The sequence below is a fragment of the Saccharopolyspora hordei genome, assembly GCF_013410345.1.
In the GTDB taxonomy this organism is placed as follows: Bacteria; Actinomycetota; Actinomycetes; order Mycobacteriales; family Pseudonocardiaceae; genus Saccharopolyspora; species Saccharopolyspora hordei.
On sequence record NZ_JACCFJ010000001.1, the window covers coordinates 2,057,205 to 2,082,982 of the forward strand.

General features: G+C 70.4%; 24 protein-coding genes and 1 pseudogene. 10 read left to right on the forward strand and 15 right to left on the reverse strand.

From position 1 onward, the window contains the following. Positions 1-101: 101 nt before the first annotated feature. The 9 genes and pseudogenes from HNR68_RS09685 to HNR68_RS26720 form a co-directional block, all read right to left on the reverse strand. Positions 102-926 (reverse strand): ESX secretion-associated protein EspG, encoded by an 825-nt coding sequence (locus HNR68_RS09685; RefSeq protein WP_179719679.1) that lies wholly within the window; start codon positions 924-926, stop codon positions 102-104. A 2-nt stretch (positions 927-928) separates the two neighbouring features. Further along, entirely contained in the window at positions 929-2,083 is a 1,155-nt protein-coding gene (locus tag HNR68_RS09690) for a hypothetical protein (RefSeq protein WP_218888245.1), read from the reverse strand. A gap of 123 nt (positions 2,084-2,206) precedes the next feature. Then, positions 2,207-2,800, reverse strand: coding sequence for a DUF3558 domain-containing protein (locus HNR68_RS09695; RefSeq protein WP_179719681.1), 594 nt, complete (start codon positions 2,798-2,800; stop codon positions 2,207-2,209). A 9-nt stretch (positions 2,801-2,809) separates the two neighbouring features. Continuing rightward, the gene (locus HNR68_RS09700) at positions 2,810-3,136 is read right to left on the reverse strand and encodes a hypothetical protein (protein WP_179719683.1); all 327 of its coding nucleotides are present in this window, start codon (positions 3,134-3,136) and stop codon (positions 2,810-2,812) included. Between the two features lie 654 nt (positions 3,137-3,790). Next, the gene (locus HNR68_RS09705; RefSeq protein WP_218888246.1) at positions 3,791-4,345 is read right to left on the reverse strand and encodes a DUF3558 domain-containing protein; all 555 of its coding nucleotides are present in this window, start codon (positions 4,343-4,345) and stop codon (positions 3,791-3,793) included. Positions 4,346-4,674: 329 nt separating this feature from the next. Further along, positions 4,675-5,256, reverse strand: coding sequence for a DUF3558 domain-containing protein (locus tag HNR68_RS09710; RefSeq protein WP_179719687.1), 582 nt, complete (start codon positions 5,254-5,256; stop codon positions 4,675-4,677). A gap of 135 nt (positions 5,257-5,391) precedes the next feature. Further along, positions 5,392-5,940 (reverse strand): DUF3558 family protein, encoded by a 549-nt coding sequence (locus HNR68_RS09715; protein WP_179719689.1) that lies wholly within the window; start codon positions 5,938-5,940, stop codon positions 5,392-5,394. Positions 5,941-6,129: 189 nt separating this feature from the next. Then, positions 6,130-6,390 carry an MmyB family transcriptional regulator gene (locus HNR68_RS26715; protein WP_246330418.1) on the reverse strand — a complete coding sequence of 87 codons (261 nt, stop codon included), beginning with the start codon at positions 6,388-6,390 and terminating at the stop codon, positions 6,130-6,132. 46 nt (positions 6,391-6,436) lie between these two features. Continuing rightward, a pseudogene (locus HNR68_RS26720) lies at positions 6,437-6,991 on the reverse strand (MmyB family transcriptional regulator); the annotation flags it as partial. A gap of 86 nt (positions 6,992-7,077) precedes the next feature. On the opposite strand from HNR68_RS26720, the gene HNR68_RS09725 reads away from it, so the two are divergent. After that, on the forward strand, positions 7,078-7,833 hold the full coding sequence (locus HNR68_RS09725) for an SDR family oxidoreductase (RefSeq protein ID WP_179719691.1): 756 nt from the start codon (positions 7,078-7,080) through the stop codon (positions 7,831-7,833). Positions 7,834-8,236: 403 nt separating this feature from the next. Further along, positions 8,237-10,039, forward strand: coding sequence for a coiled-coil domain-containing protein (locus tag HNR68_RS09730; protein WP_179719693.1), 1,803 nt, complete (start codon positions 8,237-8,239; stop codon positions 10,037-10,039). Between the two features lie 50 nt (positions 10,040-10,089). Here HNR68_RS09730 and HNR68_RS09735 read toward each other — a convergent pair whose 3' ends face one another. Beyond that, positions 10,090-11,661: an alpha/beta hydrolase gene (locus tag HNR68_RS09735; RefSeq protein ID WP_380573963.1), complete on the reverse strand. Its 1,572-nt coding sequence runs from the start codon at positions 11,659-11,661 to the stop codon at positions 10,090-10,092. 423 nt (positions 11,662-12,084) lie between these two features. On the opposite strand from HNR68_RS09735, the gene HNR68_RS09740 reads away from it, so the two are divergent. After that, the gene (locus HNR68_RS09740; RefSeq protein ID WP_179719695.1) at positions 12,085-13,191 is read left to right on the forward strand and encodes a beta family protein; all 1,107 of its coding nucleotides are present in this window, start codon (positions 12,085-12,087) and stop codon (positions 13,189-13,191) included. Here the strand turns inward: HNR68_RS09740 and HNR68_RS09745 are convergent, their stop codons facing one another. After that, a complete protein-coding gene (locus HNR68_RS09745; RefSeq protein WP_179719697.1) occupies positions 13,192-14,028 on the reverse strand; it encodes a lysophospholipid acyltransferase family protein in 837 nt (278 codons plus the stop codon). It lies immediately after the preceding gene. A 120-nt stretch (positions 14,029-14,148) separates the two neighbouring features. Here HNR68_RS09745 and HNR68_RS09750 point away from each other — a divergent pair, with 120 nt between their 5' ends. Both HNR68_RS09750 and HNR68_RS09755 read left to right on the forward strand, forming a co-directional pair. After that, complete coding sequence (locus tag HNR68_RS09750) at positions 14,149-16,641, forward strand: FtsK/SpoIIIE family DNA translocase (protein WP_179719700.1); 2,493 nt, start codon at positions 14,149-14,151, stop codon at positions 16,639-16,641. Between the two features lie 207 nt (positions 16,642-16,848). Next, positions 16,849-18,105, forward strand: coding sequence for a sialidase family protein (locus HNR68_RS09755; RefSeq protein ID WP_179719702.1), 1,257 nt, complete (start codon positions 16,849-16,851; stop codon positions 18,103-18,105). A gap of 42 nt (positions 18,106-18,147) precedes the next feature. Here the strand turns inward: HNR68_RS09755 and HNR68_RS09760 are convergent, their stop codons facing one another. The 4 genes from HNR68_RS09760 to HNR68_RS09775 all read right to left on the reverse strand — a co-directional run bounded on the left by HNR68_RS09760 (position 18,148) and on the right by HNR68_RS09775 (position 21,273). Beyond that, entirely contained in the window at positions 18,148-19,362 is a 1,215-nt protein-coding gene (locus tag HNR68_RS09760; protein ID WP_179719704.1) for an alpha-hydroxy acid oxidase, read from the reverse strand. Between the two features lie 124 nt (positions 19,363-19,486). Then, on the reverse strand, positions 19,487-20,053 hold the full coding sequence (locus HNR68_RS09765; protein WP_343050035.1) for a phospholipase: 567 nt from the start codon (positions 20,051-20,053) through the stop codon (positions 19,487-19,489). Between the two features lie 157 nt (positions 20,054-20,210). Then, positions 20,211-20,741, reverse strand: a complete 531-nt coding sequence (locus HNR68_RS09770; RefSeq protein ID WP_179719706.1) for an amino-acid N-acetyltransferase — start codon at positions 20,739-20,741, stop codon at positions 20,211-20,213. Between the two features lie 37 nt (positions 20,742-20,778). Continuing rightward, positions 20,779-21,273, reverse strand: a complete 495-nt coding sequence (locus HNR68_RS09775) for an amino-acid N-acetyltransferase (RefSeq protein WP_179724852.1) — start codon at positions 21,271-21,273, stop codon at positions 20,779-20,781. Between the two features lie 170 nt (positions 21,274-21,443). Here HNR68_RS09775 and rimO point away from each other — a divergent pair, with 170 nt between their 5' ends. From rimO to HNR68_RS09805, 5 genes are all read left to right on the forward strand, one after another. Further along, the gene (gene rimO / locus HNR68_RS09780) at positions 21,444-22,883 is read left to right on the forward strand and encodes a 30S ribosomal protein S12 methylthiotransferase RimO (protein WP_179719708.1); all 1,440 of its coding nucleotides are present in this window, start codon (positions 21,444-21,446) and stop codon (positions 22,881-22,883) included. Continuing rightward, positions 22,880-23,494: a CDP-diacylglycerol--glycerol-3-phosphate 3-phosphatidyltransferase gene (gene pgsA, locus HNR68_RS09785; protein WP_179719710.1), complete on the forward strand. Its 615-nt coding sequence runs from the start codon at positions 22,880-22,882 to the stop codon at positions 23,492-23,494. The genes rimO and pgsA overlap by 4 nt, the downstream gene beginning before the upstream one ends. Further along, a complete protein-coding gene (locus tag HNR68_RS09790) occupies positions 23,491-23,982 on the forward strand; it encodes a CinA family protein (RefSeq protein WP_179719712.1) in 492 nt (163 codons plus the stop codon). Before pgsA ends, HNR68_RS09790 begins: the two co-directional genes overlap by 4 nt. Before the next feature lie 183 nt (positions 23,983-24,165). Beyond that, complete coding sequence (locus tag HNR68_RS26725; RefSeq protein WP_246330419.1) at positions 24,166-24,627, forward strand: helix-turn-helix domain-containing protein; 462 nt, start codon at positions 24,166-24,168, stop codon at positions 24,625-24,627. A 308-nt stretch (positions 24,628-24,935) separates the two neighbouring features. After that, entirely contained in the window at positions 24,936-25,772 is an 837-nt protein-coding gene (locus HNR68_RS09805) for a PspA/IM30 family protein (protein ID WP_179719716.1), read from the forward strand. Positions 25,773-25,778: the final 6 nt, after the last annotated feature.

Sequence of the window (25,778 nt, forward strand, 5' to 3'; positions counted from 1 at the left end):
CACTGGGGACGCGTCGGCGAAGGTCACTGGCAGCGTCCGAGACCTCGAAGGCCCGTGGGCGCTCCACAGGTGGTCGGTGGAGCGCCCACGGGCCCGGTGGCTCACACGTGTGCAGCCGGCCTGGTCAAGATCTTGACCATCTCGTCGATGGTGGCGACGAGCTTGCGGGTGTCGGCGGGGGCGAGGGTGTACCACTCGCGCCCGTCGCGGCCGGGCTTGCGCTGCGCCTGGTAGCAGCCCGCTTCGGTGGCGAAGAACTGCAGGTTGAACGGCAGCGTGTGCATCCGGCGCACCTTCTGGTCGTACGCGCGGACGGTGAACACGCCTTCCAGGGTGCGCTTGGCCGAGAGCGCCTGTGCCAGCGCCTTGGCGTCGTTGCCGCGGATCCCGTTCGCGGCCAGCGCGGAGCCCAGGTTGGTCTCGCCCGAGCTCATGCGCTTGCCCGCCCGGTCGAGCTGCTCGTACGGCACGGACACCGACGGACCGCTGGCGGCGGTGACGCGACCGATCAGGTTCACCGCGTTGCCCGCCGGCCCACCGTGGTCGTGGCGCCGGATGCGGATCTCCCGCAGTTGGTCCTGCGGTTCCCCGTCGGGCTGGTAGGCCTGGATCGTGTCGCGCCCGTGCTCCACCAGGACGGCGTTGAAGCTCTCGCCGTCTCGGGAGTGGACCGCCAGCCCGACCGCCAACGGCGGCCGGGCCAGCAGGTGGATGGCGTCCTCGAGGAACGGGTGCAGCTCGTCGCCGTCGAGCAGACCTTGCTGCCGCAGTTCCTGCTGCCCGCGCTCCGCTGCTGCGCGCCGGTCCTGGTCGGTCGCTTCGACCGGCAGCCAGCCGACCCGCAGCAGCGGGTGCAGCTGCAGGTCGAACCGGGTGCAGAGGTAGCTCGCCGCGGTGGGGGACAGACTGAGTTCACGCCCCGCCACGATCACCGTCCCCCGTTGGACCAGTCACCGAAGACCGGGGGCGCGACCTTCTCCATGTCGTTGGTGAAGACGTCGTCGTCCTCGGTCAACCAGCCGGGACGCTGGTGCTCCTGGTCCTCCTCGCCCTGCTTGCCGCGGCCGGCGGCACCCGCGCCGCCCATGCCGCCCGCAGCACCGCGACCAGCGGCACCCGCAGCGCCGGAACCGCTGGCACCAGTACCGGAGCCCACGCCACCACCGAGGCCGCCGGCACCCGCGCGACCACCGGCACCGAGCTGCCCGCCGGGACCGCCCGCGCGGCCCGCGGCACCCATGCCGCCGCGAGCACCGCCGGGGCCGCCGTTCGGCGACGGAGCCCACCGGCCGTTGTAGGGGTTCTGCCGCTCCCACGCGCCGGTCTGCGGGTTCTGCCGGTACAGCGTCCCGTCCGGTCCGCGCACGACACCGGGCGGGAGCCCCTGGTTCTGCCCGGGGAACGCCGGAGTGGCCCACACCGGGTTGGTCGCGGCCGGTGGAGCGGACGGAGCCGGCGGCGGGGTGTACGACGGGGTCGGCGCCGAAGCCCACGACGACGAGGTCGTAGCCGGCGTCGACGGCGTCCCGGTGCTGCCCGTGTACCCGGACGGGGTGCCCGTCGAGGTGGGCGTGCTCGGGTACGGCGTCGACTCCTTCGGCTGCGGAGGCGGCGGCTGGTCAGCCGGCTGGAACTCCGGCATTCGAGCGATGTTGGCTTCGGTCTGCGCCTTGTACCGCTCCATGGCCTGGTTGGCCTGCTGGTTGGTGTCGATGAACGCCTGCTGGCGCTCTTCGTAGTCGCTCATCCACCCCGTGATCGGGTTGGAGTCCAGACCCCATTCCTCGACCCATCCCTTCTGAGGCGGGTCGAGGATGGCTTCCTGTCCGCTGGGCAGGGTGTCGCCCTTCGCCGGCAGCGACTGGAACGCTTCGCGCTGGCAGGTGGCCTGTTCCTGCAGCGCGGCCTTCACACCGCGCGAGGTGTTGGCCGCAGCTTCGACGATCGGCGTGATCTCGGCGATCGAGGAGTTCGCGGCGTCGGCAGCCCGACCTTCGTGAGCGGCCTCAGCGGCACGGAGCGCGTCCTCGAGCTCGTGCACCATGTCGTCGAAGGAGGTTGCGACACCCTCCCACTTCGCCACGCCCTCGTCGGTGGGGGGCGGGAGACTGACGGCGTCGGCAGACCCGCCCATCTGTTCGCGATATGTCTTGGCGCTACTCGCGTAGCACATGTCAAGCATGTCGATCTGTCCCCCAAATTCCGATCACTTCGCGGCGGGCAGAGTGGGCACCGACGCTTCGAGGGCCTTCTGTGCCAGATCGCAAGGGTCGGTCTGGCCGTCGGAGATCATGGCCGTTTGGGACGCCAGGACCTGTCCGTCCTTGGTACCGAGGAAGATGTTGCAGAAGCCGTCCTTCATGCGGTCGCCTTCGTTGGCGCGGACGGCGGGGTGGCCGGCGATCTCGAGCTCCTGGAAGTCCACGTACATGGACTTGTGGTCGTAGTACTCCTGCAGTGAGCGGTCGCTGAGGGGAGTCAGCATCACGCTGGTGCCGTCTTCGGTGCGCCAGTCGCAGCCAGGCGGGGCCTCGGCGTCGATCATGTTCTCCACGAGCTCGCCCTCTGGTTTGAGGCCGATCGCGGTAGCGCCTTCAGCCGGGAGCAGGTTGCAGACGTCCACCGCCGCCGCGTCCTTGGGAGCGTCGATCTTCGGGCCGCTCGCCTGGGTCTCGGTGGGGGCGTTCGGTGGTTGGGTGGCATCGCCCGGCGAGGCCCCTCCCGAGCAAGCTGCCACGAGGCCGGTCAGCACCAGGCCGGTTCCGATGATCGCACTCCGCTTCAACATGTTCGTCTTCATATCAGCTGCTCAAGCCTGGGCGTTGATTCGATTCACAGCCACTGCAGATGCTTCGTCCAAATCGCGGTACTCGCGGAGCGTCTCGTTGTAAGCGTTGATCTTCTCTTCGAGCTTCTTCATGAGCTCCTGGGAGACCACGCGCAGCGAACCGTGTTCGCCGGTCGCGCGTTCCTGGATGGCCATGCGAGCCTGGTTCGTGTAGTTGTCGTTGGCCGTCAACTCCCCAGGCTTGACCTGCGCAGCTTGTCGAACCAGCCTCTCCGCTCGATTGCGGAGCTCCTCGAGCTTCTTGATGGCGCTCTCCAGCGCACCAGGATCTACCCGGTACCCTGCCATGACTGCTTCCCCCCTTGTCGTGACACCGCGAGTGATGCCGAACCATTCTCGGTGATCACCGCGCGTGACTACAGCAGGTTCCGATCAGCTGACACTATGGCGCTGATCACCCTAGCGCGGCTCCCATCGGGTCTCGGGGTTCACCTGGATGTCGCAGTGTGTTTGTGGTGACAGCTTCTGCCGCCCCCCAATCACCGCGCCCGGTGAGCCGCAGAGACCTCGCCGACGCGTAGCGATCGACCTTCGAGCGACGGATCAACGTGGTCACTGCCGCCGGACCGAACGCAGGCCGTCCGGCGACGACGCGGAACCGGAAGCACGACCAAGTGAGCGCGAGGAAGCTTTCCTAGGCACCGGTTCGCGCTGGACGACGGCCAGGAGGCGTCGCGACCTTCATCGGACCGAGGGGTGCCGCCTCAGCTGCCGACACCCCCCGGCCGGGGAACGAAGCGGGGCCGCTCATCGCGGGTGCGGTCGCTGCAGGGCTCGCGGTCGTCCTCGGCGGTGGGTTCTGCTGTGTGCTCGGACCCGATGCCGTGGAGGGCGATGAGGACACGGTGCCTGTCAGGAGCCTCGCCCATCTGGATTCGCCGCGCTGAGGTGGCACGGTGCCGTGCTCAGGCTCGGCCCGGTCGTCCTCAGTGCCCGATGCAGTCACCTCGCGACGGGGAGAGCGGGAACGACCGCTTCTAGTGCCTGCTGCGCGAGGCTGCACGGGTCCTTGGTCTTGTCGAAGAAGTCCACCTGTGAACTCAGGACCTGGTCGTCCTTCGTGGCGAGGAAGATGGCGCAACCGCCCGTCTTCTTCGGGTCGTTCCGGTTCGCGCGGACGGCCGGGTGGCCTGCGATGGTCAGCTCGGCGAAGTCCGCGAACTGCGAGCGGTTGTCCAGGTAGGAGGAAAGGGAGCGGTTCGGGATCGCCGACAGGCCGAGGCGGTCGCGGTCGTCCGGCGAGCTCCACGAGCAGATCCGGTTGGAAGAGTCTTCCACCTCACGCCCCGCGGGCTTGACCCCGAGGTTCGTCGCGGCATCTGCTGAGAGGAAGTCGCAGGGCTGGATGGCGGTGGCGTCCTTCGGGTCGTTGACCTGCGGACCGGACGACGCTCGAGTGGTCTGTGGCGCCCCCTCGTCGGAATCCGGTGCTTGGTTCCCGCATGCCGCTAGCACGGCGGTCAGGGTTGCGCCGAGAACGGCACTGCGCTTCACCACGTCACTCCTCGATCAACAAGAGCTCGTACGCCTGCGTTGGTCGACGCCGGCAGCCGCGTCCAAACGCGCCGTACTCCCTGAGCGTGGTCGGCGACCACAAGTTGCGTGATGCCGACCCATTCTCTGTGATCACCGCGCGTGGTCCCGGCAATCCGATCTGCTAGCACCATGGTGCTGATCACGAGCGCGGCTTCTGTGAAGCTGGGTACACCGGGATGTCGCGATGCGTCAGGAACTGAGGTCTGCCGTGCCGCTCAGCCAGCGTGTCCGGCGATGCGCAGCACCTCACCGCCGCTGGCGACCATGATGATCTGGCGTTCGGAAGTCGATCACTTCGCGGCGGGCAGCGTCGGGACCGAGGCTTCGAGGGCCTTCTGTGCCAGATCGCAAGGGTCGGTCTGGCCGTCGGAGATCATGGCCGTTTGGGACGCCAGGACCTGTCCGTCCTTGGTGCCGAGGAAGATGTTGCAGAAGCCGTCCTTCATGCGGTCGCCTTCGTTGGCGCGGACGGCGGGGTGGCCGGCGATCTCGAGCTCCTGGAAGTCGACGTACATGGACTTGTGGTCGTGGTACTCCTGCAGCGAGCGGTCGCTGAGCGGAGTCAGCACCACGCTGGTGCCATCGCCATCGCGCCACGTGCACCCGTCGGGCGCGTCCGGGTCGATCATGTTCTCGGTGAGATCGCCTTCGGGCTTGAGTCCCGACGCGGTCGCCGCCTCGGCCGGGAGCAGGCTGCACACATCCACCGCGGCAGCGTCCTTGGGAGTGGCGATGTGGGGACCGCTCGCCGTGGTTTCCGCAGCACCGTTCGGTGCCGGTGAGTCACTGCTCGGGGCGGGCTTCCCGGCACACCCCACCAGCAAGCCCGTCAAGACCAGGCCGGTTCCGACGATCGCACTCCGCTTGACCATGTTCGTCCTCACATCAGCTGCTCATGACCGGCCGTTGGTCCGATCGACGTCGTGACGTCAGGTGCACCGCTCGTCTGGGGTGCGGTACGACCGGTGGCATTCAGGTAGCCCGGATCCTCGATGAAGCTGGCGTGGTCACTCCGCGGCAGGAAGCCGAGGAACGGCTGCCTCCAGGGCCCGCTGGGCGAGACCGCACGCGTCCTTCGACTTGTCGGAGACCCGCACCAGGGACGACAGGACCTGGTCGTCCTTCGTGGCGAGGAAGATCGAGCAGGTTCCCAGTTGCTTCGGGTCGTTCCGGTTGGCCCGGACGGCTGGGTGGCCCGCGATCGTCAGCTCGGCGAAGTCCGCGAACTGCGCGCGGTTGTCCAGGTAGGACGCGAGGGTGCGGTTGGGGATCGCGGTGAGGGCCAGCCGGTCTGTCTCGTCAGGCGAGTACCACCCGCAGGAGTTCTCGTCGGACCCCGAGACCGACCCGCTCCCGGGGTCGAGGCCGAGGCTCGACGCGTCCTCGGGCGGGAGCAGGTCGCAAGGCGGGACCGTTGCGGCGTCCTTGGGGGCGTTGATCGTCGGGCCGGACTCGGCTCGGGGCTGCGTCTCGCCACCGTCGGGTGGCTGGCTCCCGCACGCCGCCACGAGGGAGGCCAGGACCAGGCTCGCGCCGAGAACGGCGCCGCGTTCCACCACGTCACTCCTCGCGGTCGTCGAAGCGTCCATGCGGGTCGGCCCGGGCGGTGCTCGCGGCCCGCGACTTCCGCCGTCACGCGGCCCCCGGCATTGCCGACCCATTCTCTGGGATCACCGCGCGTGACGGCGGCAGGATCGATCGACTCGCCCTATGGCGCTGATCACGTGCGTCGGGTCGGCCGCCGCTCAGCCTCCGTGCTCGGTGAGCTGTTGGGTGGCGATCACGGAGAGCAGGTCCAGCTTCCCGGCGCTGTCGGTGCCGACCGCGGGGGTGAACCAGAGCAGCCGCTGGCGGCCGTCTTCGCTGAGCAGGCTGAGGCAGTTCACCTCGAGCAGACCGAGGGTCGGGTGGACGATGCGTTTGCGGTCGTTGCGGCGGACGGCCACCTCGTGCTCGGCCCAGAGCTCGGCGAACTCGGGTGAGCGGTCGAGCAGGTCGGCGATCATGGAGCTCGCCTCTGAGTCCCCGGGCGTCCCGGCGCGCGGCCGCGGCCCGCAGGTCGGCGGTGAAGGCGCGGGAGTGCTCGGCGTGGTCCTCCTCGGGGTAGATCCGCCGCGCCTCCGGATCGGTGAACCACCGGTGGAGGAAGCTCGCCTCCCGGCCCTGGTGGTGGGACTGGTCGCCGAGCAGGGCGACGGCGAGCGGGTTCTGCACGAGGGTGGCGTGCAGGTCGGTGATGACCTGGGCGGGCGCCGAGGCCAGCCGGGTGAGCAGGTCGAGCATGCCGGGGTGGACGTGCGAGCAGAGCCCGCCCTGCGCCGGGACGGGACGGCCCGCGAGGTGGTGGAGGTGGTCGCGCTCGTCGGCGGTGAGCCGCAGCGCCCGCGCGAGGGCCGCGAGCACCTGCTCGGACGGTTGCGAGCCGGCGCCCCGCTCCAGCTCGTTGTAGTGGTCCACCGAGGCGCCCGCGAGCTGGGCCACCTCGTCGCGGCGCAGCCCGGGCACGCGGCGGCGCGGCCCGGGGACGAGCCCGACGTCCTCGGGACGGACCCGCTCGCGCCGGGAGCGGAGGAACGCGCCCAGCTCGGTGTGCTTCGCTGATGCCACGACGACCAGTCCGGAGGAAGGCGGGGAGCCTGCACAGGGGATGACATCCCCTGGCGAGCGCCGCGAGCGCCGCGCACCGTGGGGTCATGACAGACACGGACACCACCAGGGCGATCGGACGGGTCGCCGTCGTCACCGGGGGCTCGCGCGGCATCGGCCGGGCCGTGGCCCACCGGCTCGGCTCCGGCGGTGCGGCCGTCGTCGTCGGCTACGTCGCCGGTGCCGCGGCTGCCGAGGAGGCGGTTTCCGCGATCACCGCCGCCGGCGGCCGGGCGATCGCGGTCCAGGCCGACATCACCGACGAGGACGCCGTCGCAGCGTTGTTCGACCAGGCCGAGGAGACCTTCGGGGGTGTGGACGTCGTCGTGAACGCGGCGGGCCGCATGGCGCTGTCCCCCATCGCCGACCTGGACCTGGCCGTCCTCGACCAGTTGCACCGGACCAACGTCCGCGGGACGTTCGTCGTCGCCCAGCAGGCCGCCCGGCGGCTGCGCGCGGGAGGGTCCTTCGTGGGCTTCTCCAGTTCCGTCGTCGGCACCCAGTTCCCCGAGTACGGCGCGTACGCCGCCAGCAAGGGCGCCGTCGAGGCGATGACCATGGTGCTGGCGCGCGAGCTGCGCGGACGCGACGTCACCGTGAACACCGTCGCCCCGGGCCCGACCGCCACCGACCTCTTCCTCGAGGGCAAGACCGAGGAGCAGGTCGAGGCGCTGGCCATGGCGCCACCGCTGCAGCGCCTGGGCACCCCGGAGGACATCGCCGAGGTCGTCGCGTTCCTGACCAGCCCCGAGGGGCACTGGGTCAACGGCCAGGTGCTGCGCGCCAACGGCGGGATGATCTGACACCCGGGGGTGGCTGCGGCTGAGGACATCGGCGGTGCTCCACTGAGCCGCGACCCGTGTCCTCCCCGGTGAAGCGTTTCGCGTCGCAAGCGGAACTCGGCCGTGGGGTGGAGATCATCTCGTTCAGATCGTCGAGGCGTTGCGGACGTCCCTGCTTCCGAGACCGCGCGGTCCCGGCGAGCAGCAGATGCTCTGTGACCTCGGTGGTCGGTCCGACCGGAAAGCAGAGACAGGTTCGCCGACGAAGTCGACCGGGTTGGTTGCTCTCCCGGTGTGAACGCTCGTCACGAGGTGATCACGTACAGCCGGCCCGGGTTCCCGGTTCTGCTGAGATGTCAGAACTGCCCTAGCAGAACAGGGTGTTCGGCGGATCTCACGGTGATCGAGAACGACGGGGAACTCCATGCTGTGCTATCGCAGCGTCTTCCAGGTCGAGCGGGGAAACACCGATGTTCTAGCCCTCGTCAAGGAGCAGCTGCATTCGTGGCTGCGGAGCAAGCACTACGACAGTGACGCACTGAAACCGGATGTTCCGGTGGCTCTGGGGCCGAATGCGGATGGCGTGATGCTCGAGGCCTCGGGCAAGGACGGTTCGAGTGCACTCCGGGTACGTGTGACGGAGGAGCAGCCCAGGAACGGAACCTGGACCAGTCAGCTGACTGCGCACGTGCCGGGCAACGGCGCCCCGGCGATGGTGTGGGTCGACATCCTCAATCCCGAGGTGCAGGCTCCGAAGAACGCCGACAAGCCGGGTCGGCGGAGGCGGTGGACGGCAACTCCGCGACTGGTGCGAGACCTGCTGACGGTGCTACCCGCCGCGGACGGTGCTGCGCGGCTGGACGCCCGGCCGCGGCGGATGACGGGTGAGGACGCTGAGGAACTCGTCGACATCGTCCGAGACCCCACCCGCCGAGGCCCCGTCTATGTCGCGGGTAGCGATGGATCATTGCCGTTGAACCCTTGGTTCGACCTGGCTAGCGACCTGCTCGAGGAGACCGTCGGCCTTGGTGCTGGTTATGTGCTGGATCCGGAAGCTACCGAGCTGTTCGCACGCGCAGTCGGCAAGAGCCACGAAGTCAGGCCGGGGACCATGCGGACCTTCCTGCCGGGTGCCGAGCCAGGTGACACCACTGACGCTCTGCGACACCGGGTGCTCAGCAGTCGCCGCATAGAGACGGACGAGCGAGCGAAGCTGCGCAAGATCCTCGGTTGGCGGGCGCGCGACATCGTGATCGATCAGCGATTGCCCACGATCGCGGTTCGGTTGGACCGGCAGTTCGAAACGAAGCTCAACCAGCTGCTGGTCGAAGGTGAGACTCCGCAGACGGCTGTTGCTCAGCGGGTCGGTAGGGCCCGCCGGACGACCGCGAACCGTGACGTGGCGATGGTCCGGTTCTTGCGTGAGGAGCTCGACGAGTCCACGCTCACCGTGGACCGGCTGCGCGAGCTCGTCGCCTTGGCCCAGCGCGGCCAGCAGGAGCAAGTCAAGAGGTTCGCTCTGTTGGCACGGCTCGAGGAGTTGCAGGAGAGCAACGCTGAGCTGCAGCGATCACTCCACGAGGTGCAGGAACAGCTCACAGGAGTGACGTTGGACCTCGCTGTGGCCAACACTGATCTGGCCAAGGAGAAAGCCACCACCAGGCACCTCCGTGGCCTGCTGAAGGCGGAGCGCCGATACGAAGACGCCTTGTCGAACCCCGATCAGGCGGAGTACGAGCTTCCGCCCTTCTTCGACGATCTGCTGGAGAAGATGGAGGATTTGGAACACGTCGAGTTCTCGGGAGACGCCGGACCTGCGCGGGAACTTGATGCACATGACGGCGCAGTCGTGTGGGCAGGCAAGACGTGGGAGGCGTTGCTCGCTCTGGAGGACTACGCGCGAGCTTCTGCGGACGGCCGTTGTCACCGCGGGGTCGACGACTACCTGCGTCACCTGCCGGACGGCTGCCGTGGTTTCTCCGTCAACAAACACGCGCGGGATGAGAGCAACGACGTCCGCAACAACCCTCGCCTCGCACGGCTCAGGACGTTCCCGGTGCCTACCGAGGTCGCTCCCGAAGGCGAGGTCTTCATGGGAGCCCACTTCAAGATCGCGCAATCCGGGATGATCAGTCCCCGGATGCACTACTACGACGCAACCAGCATCAATGGGAAGATCTACGTCGGGTACATCGGTGCTCACCTGCGCAGCAGGATGACCAACTGACGACGAGAGGGCCGGCCTCCGCGGAGACCGGCCCCCTTCGGCGATGTGCGTCAGTGCCAGGTGGCGCGGAGGGCTTCCTGGAGGACCTGCGGCTGCTCGGGTCGCTTGGCCATGGTGCTCACGCCCTCCGGGGTCGGCTGGGGGAGGGGTTCGCACGTGGTGTCCGGACCACGCCCCGGCTTGCGCTCGGGCAGCGCGCCGGTGAGCAGGTAGTCCGCGATCTGGTCGTCCAGGCAGGCGTTGCCGCTCAGCGAACCCGAGTGGGTCGTGCCGCCCGGGAGGCTGATCAGGCTCGCGCCGGGGAAGCGGTCACGGGCTTCCAGGGCGCCGGCGAACGGGGTGGCCGCGTCGAGCTCCTCGCTGATCAGCAGCGCGCTCTCGACTCCGCTGCCGTCGACCTCGACCGGCTTGCCCGGCTTCGCCGGCCAGTACAGGCACGGGGCGTTGTACCAGGCGTTGGCCCAGGTCTCGAACGGCGCCTCGCGGTGGGTCTCCCAGTTGTCCCGGCGCCAGGTCGGCCAGCTCTGCGGCCACTGGACGTCGGTGCACTGCACCGCCAGGTAGACGGCGAAGCCGTTGTCGTCGCCCGGGGTGTTGGACGCGTCGTAGAGCTCCTTCAGCGTCTGCCAGTCGCCGTTGTGCACCCAGTTGGCGAACGCCTTGGCCGTGCTGTCCCACACCGCCTGCGAGTAGCCGGCGGTGAGGAACAGGTCCGTCCACTCGTCGGGGCCGATGACCCCGCCCGCCGGTTGCCGGTCGAGCTCGGCCTGCTGGTCGTAGAACAGCTTCTCGACGGCCTCGCCGGTGGTGCCCAGGTGGTAGGTGTCGTCGTGCTCGGCGACCCAGTCGAAGAAGATGCCGATGTTGCGGTCGAAGGCCACGTCCTGGTTCAGGTTGACCTGGTACCAGACGTCTTCGGCGTTGACCACGCCGTCCATCACCACCCGGCGCAGCCGCTCCGGGTGCAGGGTGCCGTAGACCTGGCCGAGGTAGGTGCCGTAGGAGAAGCCGTAGTAGTTGATCTGCTCGGCGCCCAGCGCCTCGCGGATGCTGTCCATGTCCTCGACGACATCGGTGGTCTTGATGTGGTCGAGCAGCTCGCCGTTGGTGCCGCAGGCACGCGCGTAGCCCTCGGACCGGTCGAGCCAGGTCTGCTCGAGCTCCGGCGTGTCGGGCACGTAGTGCGGGCGGTCGTAGGAGAAGTAGTCCGGGTCGCAGGAGAGCGCGGGCTCGCTGGCCCCGACACCCCGCGGGTCGAAGCCGATCCAGTCGTAGGCCGCCCCGGCGCCCTTCGGGACGTACGCGCCGAGCGTGGACAGGGCCAGCCCCGACCCGCCCGGCCCGCCCGGGTTGACCAGCATGACGCCCTGGTACTCGTCCTCGGGCACGGTGTGCTTGACCCGGGACACCGCGAGCGAGATCTGCTCACCGTCCGGGTCGGAGTGGTCCAGCGGGACCTGCACCGTCCCGCACTCCGCCCCGGCCTTCTGCAGGTTCTCGTCGGAGCACGGACCCCACTCGATCGGTGGCGGCTCGAAACCCGGTGCCGCCGCGTTCGCGGCCACCGGCGCCATGCTCGTGAGGAGCCCGACCGCCATCGCAGCGGTGACGACTTTGCGCACGTTTGCCCCCGTCCGTCCGGTGTGTCCACCCTCTTGCGGTGAGCACTGTGGACAGTAAACGCGATGGGACGGGCCTGAGCCTCGTGATTGGCGAGAAATGGTCTGGGCGGGCGACTTCCGCTCGGCCACTCGGCGTCACCCGACTGCGGAGCGGATGGCTCGACCGCGCTCCGGTCCCATGGCCCCGGCGGTCGGTTCTGGTCCGGCGGTGACCCCGCGCTCACCCCGCGGGAGCAGCATCACCTGCCGGTCGGGGGACGCGAGCCGGTGACGGCGACTGCTGGTGGTCGCGTGGCCGCACGTTCACAAGCCACGTGAGACCGGGGTCGACCAGCGGGATCACCGGGGTGGAGCGCTCGCGTCCTCGCGGGCTGATCTGATCAACCGTTCAGCAGAAGCGGTTCCAGGGCGATCTTCCCTAGCGTGGTCTCGCGGGGTCGTCGTTTTGGGGGTGGCATGAGTTCTTCTCCGATGGTCGCGGTGCGGGGCAAGACCGGCGAGCTGACGGCGTTGTGCCAGGTGTCGCGGGAGGAGGCCCAAGCGGTTCGCATCTGCGTGGACCTCCACAGCGGAGGGTCGAAAGTGCTGGAGACCCTGATCGCGGCTGTCGAGCACCTCCACCACTACGGGCAGAAGCCGTTGCTGGACGTGACCCGGCTCCCCGGTACCGATCGACTCCGCAACATGCCCGGAGGCCCGCTCGACCCGGTGGTGGAGGTCATGACGAGTCCGACCGTGTTCGACCCGGACCCGGAGTTGCCGTTCACGCCGGTCGTGCCATTGGGCCTGGACGATGGTGAGCTGCGCAGGTACGCTTTGCTGCGCGAATCGCACGACGTCACGTTCGGCGTCCGGGTGGCCGCCGACTGCCCGGTGGATGAGGCGGTCCGAGAACTCATCAGCGTGCTGGCCCGCCTCAACGTCGATGCGTCGGAAGTCGAGTTGCTGGTCGATGTGGGCTACGTGCCCCGGCGCGAGGTGGCGTGGGAGGTCTACGAGCCGTTGGTCGCTGAGCTCGGGCAGCGCTTCAGCTTCATGTCGATCACAGTGCTCGGCGGGTCCATCCCACCTCAGCGCACTGGGATCCGTGCAGGTGTGCGCACGCGCCGCGAACTCCAGCTGTGGGAGCGGCTGCAGGCGGTCACGCCCACCCTCCGCTACGGGGACTACGGCGTCGTGAGTCCCGGTCGACCTGCGGACAGGAAGCAGGGTGGTGGGATCAAGCCCAATCCCTACCTCTTCTACACCGGTCGAGGGTGCACCCGGTACGCGTGGCGTGAGTTGGAACGAGGAGCGAACAGGCAACCGGTCGCGGACGAAGACCTCGGCGCCCGCTTCCGGGAGGTGGCGCAGGAACTGGTCGACTCGCCGGAGTACGCGCAGCGCGCGGCAGACTCGTGGGGCGATCGGCAGCTGTGGCACTGCGCGCGCGGGAAGTGGGTGGCGGAGGAACCGCAGGAGTGGATCGCCTACGGCACGTCGCACCACATCGCGCACCTGGCGACCGGGGTCGACTTCGACCGCTCGTGATCAAGGGCGCCAGGGGCTGGGCTTGTCCGTGACCGGGCGGGTGGGGTCGAGGTGGTGCGGGGTGCCGAGTTCGCCCTCGCGCAGCGGGACCAGGCCGTCGGTGATCGCCCGCATGATGCGGTCGCGGGCCCGGGTCGCGTCGCCGACCCGGTCGAGGGAGAGGTCGCTGAGGTCCACCGGCGTGCCGAAGCGCACCCGCAGCCTCGGGCGGCGGCGCACCGCGCGCAGCCACGAGGAGAACAGCACCCACAGGTCGCGGGCGCTCTCCACGCGGACCATGCCGTAGCACATCGCCTCGTGGGCACCCCACTGGCTGATCGGCACCACGGTGGCGCCGGAGGCCAGTGCCATCCGGGCCGCGCCGGTCTTGCCGCGCTCCGGCCACATGTCCGGTTCGAGGGTGATGCGGCCCTCCGGGTACACCAGGACCGGCCGGTGGTCGCTGGTCAGGGCCGTGACGACCCGGCCCATGGCCTCGCCCGCCGTGCTCTTGCCGCGGTCGGCGCGGATGTGGCGGCAGCGGCGCAGCACCCCGCCCAGCACCGGGGTGTCGAACAGGCCGCCCGTGGCCAGGAAGCGGGGCGCCAGCCGGCGCGTGCGGCAGGCCGCGATCAGCACCAGGGCGTCGAGGTTGCCGATGTGGTTGGCGGCCAGCAGCAGCGGCTTGCCGCGCAGCTCGTCCGGCACGTCACCCTCGACCTCCAGCCGGCCGGTGGCGCCGATGATCGCGCGGTCCACGCGCATGAGCACGCGCCACAGCAGCGGCGCGTCGCGGAACAGAGTCTCGCGGTCCGTTCGGCGTGTCGGCTCGTGCGGTCCGGTCGGGAGGGCAACCATGATGGTCGAATATCTCACGCCCGGTACCCCGAACGGGGGCGGAACGCCCGAGAAAGCGTCCGAGCCGCGACCCCAGTGGCTGTTGTGACGGGAGAGGCGGGTGCGGATACCGTGTGGGGCATGGCGAGCCGGACATCGAACGGGGGGCGTGGGTCGGCGCGCAGCAAGAGCGCCACGAAGAGCAACGGCTCCGCGTCGCGCAGTGGTGGTTCCCGGAGCGGGTCCCGCTCGAGCTCGCGCAGCGGCGGCGGGAGCACTGCCAAGCGCGGCTCGACGCACGCCCCGCGGCGGCAACCGGCCAAGCGGCGCACCGGGTCGCGCGGCGGCGGGCTCGCCCGCGGTGTCGGCAGCGTGGTGCGCGCGATGGGCAAGACGCGGGAGCTCGACCCCGCGCACCGGCGGGACGGGCTCGCGCTGGTCTTCCTGGCCTTCGCCGTGATCGCGGCGGCGGGCATCTGGTGGGGGGCCGGTGGCCCGGTGGGCCACGGGCTCGACGTGGCGCTGCGCTCGGTCATCGGCAGCGCCGCGTGGGTCCTGCCGATCGTGCTGCTGGTCGCCGCGGTGGTGCTGATGCGCACCGAGAGCACCGCCGAGGCCCGCCCGCGGGTGGTGATCGGCACGATGCTGCTGATCTTCACCACGCTCGGCGTCCTGCACATCGTGCACGGCGCACCGCTGGAGCCGGAGCAGTGGCCGAACGCCGGTGGTGCGCTCGGTTTCGTCGCCGGTGGGCCGCTCGAGTACGGCCTCACCGGGTGGGTCGCCCTCCCGGTGCTGGTGCTGGTCGGCCTGTTCGGGCTGCTGGTGCTCACCGGCACGTCGGTGCGCGACATCGGGGAGTGGCTGCGCGGCGTCGGCTACGAGGAGGACGTGGCCGAGGAGCTGGCGAAGACCCGGTCGACGAGGTCCCGGTCGAAGGCGGAGCCGAGCGAGGAGGGGGAGACCGAGGTCAAGCTGCGCCGCCCGTCGCGCCGCCGCCAGGCGGCGATGGCCGACCCGCAGCTGTCCCTCGACGACGTGCCTGAGGAACCGGCGCCCGCCAAGCCCGCGGCCGCGGTCCCGGCGAAGGCGCCCGCCCCGGAGAAGCCGAAGAAGAACGACCGGCCGCAGATCAGCCGCAGCGTCGAGGGCGACTACCAGCTGCCGCCGCTGGACGTGCTCACCGACGGGGAACCGCCGAAGAGCCGCAGCCGGGCCAACGACGCGATGATCGAGGCGATCACCGCGGTGCTGGAGCAGTTCAACATCGACGCCCAGGTCACCGGTTTCACCCGCGGGCCGACGGTCACCCGCTACGAGGTCGAGCTCGGGCCCGGCGTGAAGGTCGAGAAGATCACCGCGCTGACCAAGAACATCGCCTACGCCGCGGCCACCGACAACGTGCGGCTGCTGGCGCCCATCCCCGGCAAGTCCGCGGTGGGCATCGAGGTGCCCAACACCGACCGGGAGATGGTGCGGCTCGGCGACGTGCTGCGCTCCGAGGAGGCGGCCAAGGACAGCCACCCGCTGGTGATGGGCCTGGGCAAGGACATCGAAGGCCACATGGTCACCGCGAACCTGGCCAAGATGCCGCACCTGCTGGTGGCCGGCTCCACCGGCTCCGGCAAGTCCAGCTTCGTCAACTCCATGCTGGTGTCGCTGCTGGCGCGGGCGACGCCGCAAGAGGTCAGGATGATCCTGATCGACCCGAAGATGGTGGAGCTGACGCCCTACGAGGGCATCCCGCACCTGATCACGCCCATCATCACCCAGCCGAAGAAGGCCGCCGCCGCGCTGGCCTGGCTGGTGGAGGAGATGGAGCAGCGCTACCAGGACATGCAGGCCAACCGGGTGCGGCACATCGACGACTTCAACCGGAAGGTCAAGTCCGGCGAGATCACCACCCCGCCCGGCAGCGAGCGGGAGTACCGCCCCTACCCGTACATCCTGGCCATCGTCGACGAGCTGGCCGACCTGATGATGACCGCGCCGCGCGACGTCGAGGACGCCATCGTGCGCATCACGCAGAAGGCGCGCGCCGCCGGCATCCACCTGGTGCTGGCCACCCAGCGGCCGTCGGTGGACGTGGTGACCGGCCTGATCAAGACCAACGTGCCGTCCCGGCTGGCCTTCGCCACCTCGTCGCTGACCGACTCGCGGGTCATCCTCGACCAGCCCGGTGCGGAGAAGCTGATCGGCATGGGCGACGCGCTGTACCTGCCGATGGGGGCCTCGCGGCCGACCCGGGTGCAGGGCTCGTTCGTCTCCGACGAGGAGATCCAGCGCATCGTCGCGTTCACCAAGGAACAGGCCGAACCGGAGTACACCGACGGCGTCACCGCGGCCAAGGCCGGTGAGAAGAAGGAGATCGACTCCGACATCGGTGACGACCTGGACCTGGTGCTGCAGGCCGCCGAACTCGTGGTGACCAGCCAGTTCGGCTCCACCTCGATGCTGCAGCGCAAGCTGCGGGTCGGGTTCGCCAAGGCCGGTCGGTTGATGGACCTGCTCGAATCCCGCGGTGTGGTCGGGCCGTCGGAGGGCTCGAAGGCGCGCGAGGTGCTGGTCAAGCCCGACGAGCTGGAGAACGCGCTGTACTCGATCCGCGGTGGCCCGCCCCCGGACGACGAGTGAAACCGTGAGCGGCGGTGGTTCCGGCCACCGCCGCTCACGTTCTTCACACCTTTTCCGCGCTCTTCACAGTCGATTCGCATTGCTCCGTTTGCGAATCGGAAATTGCGCTGAACGGAATGCTGGAACCGGTCGAAATCCAGGATCGCTGAGATAGTCTCCGGCGCGCTGACGGTCTTTGTCCGCCTGCGAAAGTCGTGAGGTCCACGCATGCTCCTCCGGAAGTTGCGCGCTGCCTTCCTGGTCCCGTTGTCGGTGCTGTCGCTGGTCGGTTCCCAGCACGTCGCCACCGGGGACGCCGTTCCGTCTGATGTGGACAGAGGGGAGCTGTTGCGGGTCGGGGGCAGCAGCTACCCCCGGCTGGTGCGCCTGCAGCACTCCGGCGAGGCCAACGGCCGGGTCCTGGTCAGCATGACCACCTACGCCGACCAGACCGGGTTCGCGGTCGTGTACGAGAGCCGGGACGACGGCGCCACCTTCCAGCCCCTGGCCGAGATCCGCGACCCGGAGGGCGCGAACGAGAAGGGCATGTGCTGCTCGACGCTGTACGAGCTGCCGCAGCGGGTCGGCGACATGCCCGCCGGGACGCTGCTGTGGGCGGGGACCGCCGGGGTCGGTGACGACGCGGAGGTGCGGCGCAGCAGCATCCGGCTGTGGCGCAGCAACGACCACGGCCGCACCTGGGAGTTCCTGTCCACCATCGTGCGGGCGCCGCAGGGCCCGGGCGTCTGGGAACCCGAGTTCACCGTCTCCGAGCAGGGCGACCTGGTGGTGTTCTACTCCGACGACGGCGACCCGGAGCACGACCAGAAGCTGGTGCAGGTGCGGTCCCGCGACGGCCGGACCTGGACGGACCTGCGGGACACCGTCAAGAACGACGAGTTCACCGTCCGGCCCGGGATGGCGGGCGTGCGCACGCTCCCGGACGGCACCTACGTGATGGTCTACGAGGTCTGCAACTACGACCCGGTGCACATCTGCACGATCTGGATGCGCACGTCGCAGGACGGCTGGGACTTCGGCGACCCCTACGACCTGGGCACCGAGATCCTGTCCGAGACCGGTGGGCAACCCCTGGGCACGCCGACCATCGCCTGGGCGCCGGGACCGGGCCCGAACGGGCGGCTGCTGCTGGCCTACCAGATGCTGGCCAACGACAACGGCGGGTGGGCGCCGGGCAACGGGCGCACGCTGATGGTCAACGACGACCCGTCCGACCTGGCGCACGGCTGGCGGGAGATCCCGGCACCGGTGCAGATCAGCTACAACCAGGGCAGCGTGTGCCGGAACTTCAGCCCGACGCTGCTGCCGACCCGCGACGGGAAGTCGGTCATCCACGTGACCACGGACTTCGAGAAGTACATCGGCGGCCCTTGCGAGGCCTACCACGCCACGGGCCCGATCGACGGCGCGGGCACGTCCGCGCCGCCGGAGGTCCACCCGGTGGACCCGCGCCCCGGACGCTGAGGACGGGCCCCTGCCGCCGGCCGGTGGCAGGGGCCCGCCCGGTCAGCGGCGCAGCGTCGCGTGCGTGCGGTCCAGCTCGGAGACGGCGCGGACGCCGAGCAGCTGGAGGGTGCGCACCACCTCGCTGCGCAGGATGTCCACCGCCCGCTGCACGCCGCGTTCGCCGCCGGCCATCAGGCCGTACAGGTAGGCGCGGCCGACCAGGCAGGAGTCGGCGCCCAGGGCGATGGCCGCGACGACGTCCGCACCGCTGGTGATGCCGGTGTCCAGCAGGACCTCGGCCCGGTCGCCGACCGCTTCGCGCACCGCCGGGAGCAGCTCGAGCATGGTGGGCGCCCGGTCCAGCTGGCGGCCACCGTGGTTGGACAGGACCACGCCGTCGGCGCCCAGCTCGACCACGCGGCGGGCGTCGTCCGGGTTCTGGATGCCCTTGACCACCAGCGGCCCCTGCCAGAGCTCGCGCAACCACTCCAGGTCGGCGTAGTTCAGCGACGGGTCGAACATCGTGTTGATCAGGTCGTGCGCGGTGCTGGACCAGTGGTGGAAGGACGCGAACGTCAGCGGCTCGGTGGTGAGCAGGTTGAACCACCACGACGGGTGCATCGCGCCGTCGAGGACGGTCCGCAGCGTCAGCTCCGGCGGGATGGTCAGGCCGTTGCGGGCGTCGCGCAGCCGCGCGCCGCCGACGGGCGTGTCCACCGTGAGGACCAGCGCCTCGTAGCCCGCGTCCTGCGCGCGCTGCACCAGCGACCGGCTGGCCTCGCGGTCCTTCCACAGGTAGAGCTGGAACCACTTGCGGGCGCCCGGCGCTTCGGCGGCCAGGTCCTCGATCGACGTGGTGCCCATCGTGGACAGTGCGTAGGGGATGCCGGCGCGCTCGGCGACGCGGGCCACCGCCGCTTCGCCCGCGGTGTGCATCATGCGCGTGAAACCGGTGGGGGCGAAGGAGAACGGCAGGGCCGACGGCCTGCCGAGCACCGTGGTGGTGGTGTCCACGGTGGACACGTCGCGCAGCACGGAGGGGTGGAACTCGACGTTCCGGAACGCCTGGCGAGCGCGGCGCAGGCTGATCTCCGCCTCGGCGGCGCCGTCGGTGTAGTCGAACACGGCGCGGGGCGTGCGCCGGCGGGCGATGGCCCGCAGGTCGGCGATGGAGTGCGCGGCGGACAGCCGGCGCTCGGTGGGGTTGAACTGTGGTGGCTTGACCCGCAGGAGCGGACGCAGTTCGGACCAGCGCGGAAGTTGCCGCTTGACCATTCGAGCTCCCTTCGTCGCCCGGCGACACTACTCCCGCGCACGAGCCCCCGGCCTCGACGCGCAGGCCGGGGGAGCGGACCTCGGGACCGCGGGGCGCGCCCGGGCCGGGCACGCCCCGGGACCGTCAGCCGGCCGCGGTGAGCTGCACGAGCCGGCCCGCGGCGTTGACGAGCTGGAACTTCAGCACGCCGCCGTCCGAGGGCAGCAGCTGGATCTGCGCGTGCTCGACGGCTTCGGCGGTGGAGCCGGTCAGCCCGCCGAACTCCCGCACCGCGAAGTAGTAGACGTTCGCGGTGCCCTTGCACGCCACGTCGTCACCGCAGACCGAGTACATGTCGTCGCGGAAGTTGTCGTCGATGGCCTTGCGCCCGGCCTCGGTGAACCGGTCCTGCTTCGTGTAGTTGCGGTAGCCGAAGTCGTGCCGGTCGCAGCTGGTGCGGAACTGGTAGCCCAGTGGCTCGTCCGGCGACATCGAGCAGCCGTCCGAGGACCAGTCCAGCTGGTCGGCGTGCGGCCGCTCGGCCCGGGTCTGGGTGAAGGCGTCGAGGGAGAGCTCGAAGAGGTACTCGTCGGTGGTGGCCCGCAGCTCGGCCGGGCTGAGGTCGGCGTGCGCGGTGCCGGTGGTCAGCAGCAGCGCTCCGGTGGCGACGGCGGAGGTGAACAGGCCGCGGCGTGCGTGGGATCGGTGCACAGCAGGACTCCTCGGATCCGGTGTGATCACTCCCCGTGTTATAGCCGGAACGCGTGGTGCGGGTGGTGTGGTTGAGCCGGCAAGCACGAGAACGGCGGACGCCGTGGCCCACCGTTCGGGCGGTGTCGCTGCTCGGGACGCGACCGGCGCGCACCGGTCAGGTGAGGTCGAGCAGCATCCGGGTGTTGCCGAGGGTGTTGGGTTTGATGTTGGCCAGGTCCAGGAACTCCGCCACGCCCGCGTCGACCGAGCGGCGCATCTCCTCGTAGACCTCCGGGCTGACCGGCGCGCCGTCGATGGTGCGGAAGCCGTGGCGGCCGAAGAACTCGGTCTCGAAGGTCAGCACGAACAGCCGGGCCAGGCCCAGCTCGCGGGCCAGCTCGACCAGCCGCCGGACCAGGCGGTGGCCGATGCCGTGGCCGCGCACCGTCGGGTCGACCGCGACGGTGCGGATCTCGGCGAGGTCCTCCCACAGCACGTGCAGGGCGCCGCAGCCCACGACGCGGGGCGGCCGGTCCGGCTCGGACAGCTCGGCGACCCAGAACTCCTGGACGTCCTCGTAGAGCGTGACGAGGTTCTTGGCCAGCAGCACCTCGCCGGCGTAGGTGTCGACCAGGGCCTTGATCGACGGGACGTCCGCGACCCGCGCTCGCCGAATCGCTATCGCCGATGGTGCATAGTCATTCATGCGGGCATCCTAGCGCCGCCCACCGGCGGAGCCCGCATCACGCGCCGAGGTGCAGCAGCATCCGCGTGTTGCCGAGGGTGTTCGGCTTGACGTGCGCGAGGTCGAGGAACTGCGCCACCCCCTCGTCCGGCGAGCGCCGGATCTCCTCGTAGACCTCCGGTGGCACCGGGGTGTCCTCGATCGGCACGAAGCCGTGGCGGCCGAAGAACCCGGTCTCGAAGGTCAGCACGAAGATCCGGGCCAGGCCCAGCTCGGTGGCCGTCTCGATCAGCTTCTCGACGATCGCGTGCCCGATGCCGCGCCCCTTGGCCATCGGGTCCACCGCCACGGTGCGGATCTCGGCCAGGTCCTGCCAGAGCACGTGCAGGGCGCCGCAGCCGACGACCTGCCCGTCCGCCTCCGCGACCCAGAACTCCTGGACGTCCTCGTAGAGCGTGACGAGGTCCTTGCCCAGCACCACCTTCCCCGCGTAGTGGTCGATCAGCGCCTTGATGCCGCGGACGTCGCGCACCCTGGCCGGGCGGATCTCCATCCGATCACTCACATTAGGTGAGCCTAACCAAAATCACCCCGAGTGCGGTCTCCGGCGGCCGTGGTGTTGACCACCACCGCAGCCGCCGTGCCGCACACCGACCCCCGTGCGCAGCGCGGACGGGGTCGGGCTCAGGAAGGGTCGCGGTGGCCGGACGTTAGGCTCAGGGCATGCCAGCCGAGCAGAAGCACCGCCGAGTCGCCATGGTCACGCTCGGTTGCGCCCGCAACGAAGTCGACTCCGAAGAACTCGCCGGGACCCTGCACGACCGCGGGTGGGACCTCGTCGACGCCGAGGACGCAGCCGACGTGGTGGTCGTCAACACCTGCGGCTTCGTCGAGTCGGCCAAGAAGGACTCCGTCGACACCCTGCTCGCCGCCTCCGACACCGGCGCGAAGGTCGTCGCCGTGGGGTGCATGGCCGAGCGCTACGGCGCCGAGCTCGCCGAGCACCTGCCGGAGGCGGCCGCGGTGCTCGGCTTCGACCACTACGGCCAGCTCGCCGAGCGCCTCGACGACGTCCTCGCGGGCAAGACCATCCCCGCGCACCAGCCGCGGGACCGCCGGAAGATGCTGCCGATCACCCCCGTCGCCCGTCCCGCCGCGGCCGCCGAGGTGTCGGTGCCCGGGCACGGCTGGGTGCCCGCCGCGCGGTCGGTGGCGCGCCGCCGGCTCGACGACTCGCCCGTCGCCGCGCTGAAGCTGGCCTCCGGTTGCGACCGGCGCTGCTCGTTCTGCGCCATCCCCTCCTTCCGCGGCTCCTTCCTGTCCCGGAAGCCGGAGGAGGTGCTGGGCGAGGCGGTGTGGCTGGCCGAGCACGGCGCCAAGGAGCTGTTCCTGGTCAGCGAGAACTCCACCTCCTACGGCAAGGACCTCGCCGACCCGCGCGCCCTGGAGACGCTGCTGCCGCGGCTGGCCGAGGTCGAGGGTGTCGAGCGCGTCCGCGTCTCCTACCTCCAGCCCGCCGAGACCCGGCCCGGTCTGGTGCGCACCATCGCCACCACCCCGGGCGTCGCGCCCTACTTCGACCTGTCGTTCCAGCACTCCAGCGAGCCGGTGCTGCGGCGGATGCGCCGGTTCGGCTCCACCGAGTCCTTCCTGCAGCTGATCGAGCAGATCCGCGAGCTGGCGCCCGAGGCGGGCATCCGCAGCAACTTCATCGTCGGGTTCCCCGGGGAGACCGAGGAGGACTTCGCCGAGCTGCAGGACTTCCTGACCCGCGCTCGGCTGGACGCCGTCGGCGTCTTCGGCTACTCCGACGAGGACGGCACCGAGGCGGCCGGGTTCGCCGACAAGGTGGACCCGGACACCGTCGACGAGCGCGTCGAGGAGCTGTCCGACCTGGTCGACGAGCTGATCGCGCAGCGTGCCGAGGACCGCGTCGGCACCGAGGTGCGGGTCCTGGTGGAGCGGGTCGACGACGGGGAGGTCGTCGGCCGTGCCGACCACCAGGGGCCGGAGGTGGACGGGGAGTGCATCGTCGCTGATCCTGGAGAGGTCGGCGTGGGTGACGTGCTGCACTGCCGGGTCGAGGCGAGCGAGGGCGTGGACCTCGTCGTGCGGCCGGTGGACGGCACACCCGCGGAAGACCGGTCCGGGGAGCAGCCATGACGGCCGATGGCGCGGCGTCCGATCCGCAGGCGGTGCGGTCCGAGCCGGTACCCCTGGTCAACATCGCCAACATCCTGACCGTGTCCCGGCTGGCGCTGGTGCCGGTGTTCCTGGTCGCGCTGTTCTGGGACGGCGGGCACGACGGGGTGTGGCGCTGGGTGGCGACCGGGGTGTTCGTGGTCGCCTCGATCACCGACCGCATCGACGGTGACCTGGCGCGCCGCCGCGGCCTGGTCACCGACTTCGGCAAGGTCGCCGACCCGATCGCGGACAAGGCGCTCACCGGTGCCGCGCTGATCGGCCTGAGCGTGCTCGGCGACCTCGGCTGGTGGGTCACCTGGGTGATCCTCGGCCGTGAGCTGGCCATCACGCTGCTGCGGTTCTGGGTCATCCGGCACGGGGTGATCGCGGCCAGCTACGGCGGGAAGGTCAAGACGCTGCTGCAGGCGGTCGCGATCGGCCTCTACCTGCTGCCGCTGGGCGCCTGGGCCGAGCTGCCGCGGTGGATCGTGATGGGCGCGGCGGTCGTCGCGACCGTCGGCACCGGGGTCGACTACGTGGTCCGCGTGCTGCGGTTGCGCGCCGCGGCCCGCAACGGGGCAGGGTCATGATCCTCGGGCGGATCGACCTGCCGTTCTCGCAGGTGGCGGGACTGCTCGACACCCTGCGCAGGCGCGGCGAGACGGTCGCCACCGCCGAGTCGCTGACCGCCGGTCTGGTGGCCGCGGCGCTGACCGACGTGCCCGGCGCCAGCGACGTGGTGCGCGGCGGCCTGGTCGTCTACGCCACCGACCTCAAGGCCGAGCTGGCCGGGGTCGACCGGGACCTGCTCGCCGAGCGCGGGGCGGTGGACCCGCGGGTCGCGGAGATGCTCGCCGACGGGGCGCGCGCCCGGTGCCGGGCGGACTGGGGAGTCGGGCTGACCGGGGTGGCCGGGCCGGACCCGCAGGACGGCGTGGCGCCCGGCACGGTGCACCTCGGCTTCGCCGGCCCGAGCGGCGCGACGGTGCACTCGGTGCGCTTGCCGGGCGATCGGCACGCGGTGCGGGCTGCGGCCGTTCGGGTGGCGCTGGAACACTTCGCAGACCTGCTGCGTTGACGCTCCAGGGGTACCGTGCGCTGCCGCAACGCGGTGTCCTCCCGGACTGGGCCGGTCGGTCTCCGGACGTTCGCCCTCGGCGGACTTGTCCACGATCGTTCTCGTTCGGGCCGTCGGGTGAGTAACGTAGGGAGCGTTCACGCGTGCTACACGCGGTAGGCGATGAAGGAAGGGAGGCGCGCGATGACCGTATTGTTGCGGGAGGCGGTCGGTGAACGGCTGCGCCGCGCCCGGACCGCACAGTCTCGGACCTTGCGGGATGTTTCGCGCGCTGCCCGGGTCAGCCTCGGATACCTCTCCGAGGTCGAGCGGGGCCGCAAGGAGGCGTCCAGCGAGCTGCTCGCCTCGATCTGCGACGCCCTCGACCTGCCGCTGCCAGAGCTGCTGGTGACCGTGGCCGGCGATCTGGACAACACGATGGTGGTGCCTTCCGGCGTCGACCGGGCCGCTGAGATGGAGGGCGACCAGCTGGTGCCCAGCCTGATCGGCGCGGAGCTGACCGAGACCGAGCTGGCGCAGCAGCAGTTGTCCGAACCCAGTGCCGACGCGGAGCCGCGCGCCTGCGCGGAGCGCCTCCAGCCGGTGCTCAGCCAGCGCATCAGCGCCCCGGTCCGCAAGCCGGGTGGCGTCGTGGTGGCCGCCTAGCGGCCGCGCCGAGCCGGCCCGCGCGGGGACGGCCCGTGGGCGGGGAGCAGATACAGACACCGAGTCGTGGGTGCTGGGGCCGGGTGGGAGCCCGGTTCCAGCACCCACGACCGTTTTCGGGCACCCGGTGCGCGGGTCGCGAGGGGCAACTGGTTCGATCTTGGGGAGTGACTCCGGGTGAACCCGGAGATTGACCGTGTTTGGTGGAAGCGGACACGACTACCTGACACGATGGAACCAGCCGACACGCGCGGTGCGACGTGTCGGCTGTGGGGCAGCCGAGCAGCAGAAGAAGGCAGGCGGAGGAGATGGCCAATCCGTTCGTGAAGGCGTGGAAGTACTTCATGGCGGCGTTCTCGTCGAAGGTCGACGAGCACGCCGATCCCAAGGTGCAGATCCAGCAGGCCATCGAGGAAGCCCAGCGGCAACACCAGGCTCTCTCCCAGCAGGCTGCCCAGGTGATCGGCAACCAGCGGCAGCTGGAGATGAAGCTGAACCGCCAGCTCGGCGAGGTCGAGAAGCTGCAGGCCTCCGCCAAGCAGGCCCTGGTGATGGCGGACCAGGCGCGGGCCAACGGTGACGAGGCCAGCGCGCAGAAGTACGAGGAGACGGCCACCCAGCTGGCCAGCCAGCTGGTCACCGCGGAGCAGGGCGTCGAGGACCTCAAGACGCTGCACGACCAGTCGCTGCAGGCTGCCGAGCAGGCCAAGCAGGCGGTCGAGCGCAACGCCCAGGTCCTGCAGCAGAAGATCGCCGAGCGGACGAAGCTGCTCAGCCAGCTCGAGCAGGCCAAGATGCAGGAGCAGGTCGCGAACTCGATGCGCCAGATGACCGAGGTCGCGGCGCCGGGCAACACGCCGTCCCTGGACGAGGTGCGCGACAAGATCGAGCGCCGCTACACCACCGCCCTCGGCCAGGCCGAGCTGGCGCAGAACAGCGTGCAGGGCCGCATGATGGAGGTCGAGCAGGCGTCCATCGACGCCGCCGGTGCCAGCCGGCTCGCGCAGCTGCGGGCCTCGATGGGGACCGAGCAGCAGCAGGTCGCGAGTGGCCAGCAGCAGCAGATCGCTGGTGGGGCGCAGACCCCGGCCGAGCCCGCCAGCAACCCGCAGCAGCAGCAGAACCCGCAGGCCGGGCAGGCCTGAGCGAGC

Bases quoted from the DNA above. Each gene is read 5' to 3' on its own strand.
- HNR68_RS09695 (WP_179719681.1), bottom strand. From the start codon at position 2,800: ATGAAGACGAACATGTTGAAGCGGAGTGCGATCATCGGAACCGGCCTG.
- HNR68_RS09700 (WP_179719683.1), bottom strand. From the start codon at position 3,136: ATGGCAGGGTACCGGGTAGATCCTGGTGCGCTGGAGAGCGCCATCAAG.
- HNR68_RS09710 (WP_179719687.1), bottom strand. From the start codon at position 5,256: ATGGTCAAGCGGAGTGCGATCGTCGGAACCGGCCTGGTCTTGACGGGC.
- HNR68_RS26715 (WP_246330418.1), bottom strand. From the start codon at position 6,390: ATGATCGCCGACCTGCTCGACCGCTCACCCGAGTTCGCCGAGCTCTGG.
- HNR68_RS09725 (WP_179719691.1), top strand. From the start codon at position 7,078: ATGACAGACACGGACACCACCAGGGCGATCGGACGGGTCGCCGTCGTC.
- HNR68_RS09730 (WP_179719693.1), top strand. From the start codon at position 8,237: ATGCTGTGCTATCGCAGCGTCTTCCAGGTCGAGCGGGGAAACACCGAT.
- HNR68_RS09745 (WP_179719697.1), bottom strand. From the start codon at position 14,028: ATGGTTGCCCTCCCGACCGGACCGCACGAGCCGACACGCCGAACGGAC.
- HNR68_RS09750 (WP_179719700.1), top strand. From the start codon at position 14,149: ATGGCGAGCCGGACATCGAACGGGGGGCGTGGGTCGGCGCGCAGCAAG.
- HNR68_RS09755 (WP_179719702.1), top strand. From the start codon at position 16,849: ATGCTCCTCCGGAAGTTGCGCGCTGCCTTCCTGGTCCCGTTGTCGGTG.
- HNR68_RS09760 (WP_179719704.1), bottom strand. From the start codon at position 19,362: ATGGTCAAGCGGCAACTTCCGCGCTGGTCCGAACTGCGTCCGCTCCTG.
- HNR68_RS09770 (WP_179719706.1), bottom strand. From the start codon at position 20,741: ATGAATGACTATGCACCATCGGCGATAGCGATTCGGCGAGCGCGGGTC.
- HNR68_RS09775 (WP_179724852.1), bottom strand. From the start codon at position 21,273: ATGGAGATCCGCCCGGCCAGGGTGCGCGACGTCCGCGGCATCAAGGCG.
- rimO (WP_179719708.1), top strand. From the start codon at position 21,444: ATGCCAGCCGAGCAGAAGCACCGCCGAGTCGCCATGGTCACGCTCGGT.
- pgsA (WP_179719710.1), top strand. From the start codon at position 22,880: ATGACGGCCGATGGCGCGGCGTCCGATCCGCAGGCGGTGCGGTCCGAG.
- HNR68_RS09790 (WP_179719712.1), top strand. From the start codon at position 23,491: ATGATCCTCGGGCGGATCGACCTGCCGTTCTCGCAGGTGGCGGGACTG.
- HNR68_RS26725 (WP_246330419.1), top strand. From the start codon at position 24,166: ATGACCGTATTGTTGCGGGAGGCGGTCGGTGAACGGCTGCGCCGCGCC.
- HNR68_RS09805 (WP_179719716.1), top strand. From the start codon at position 24,936: ATGGCCAATCCGTTCGTGAAGGCGTGGAAGTACTTCATGGCGGCGTTC.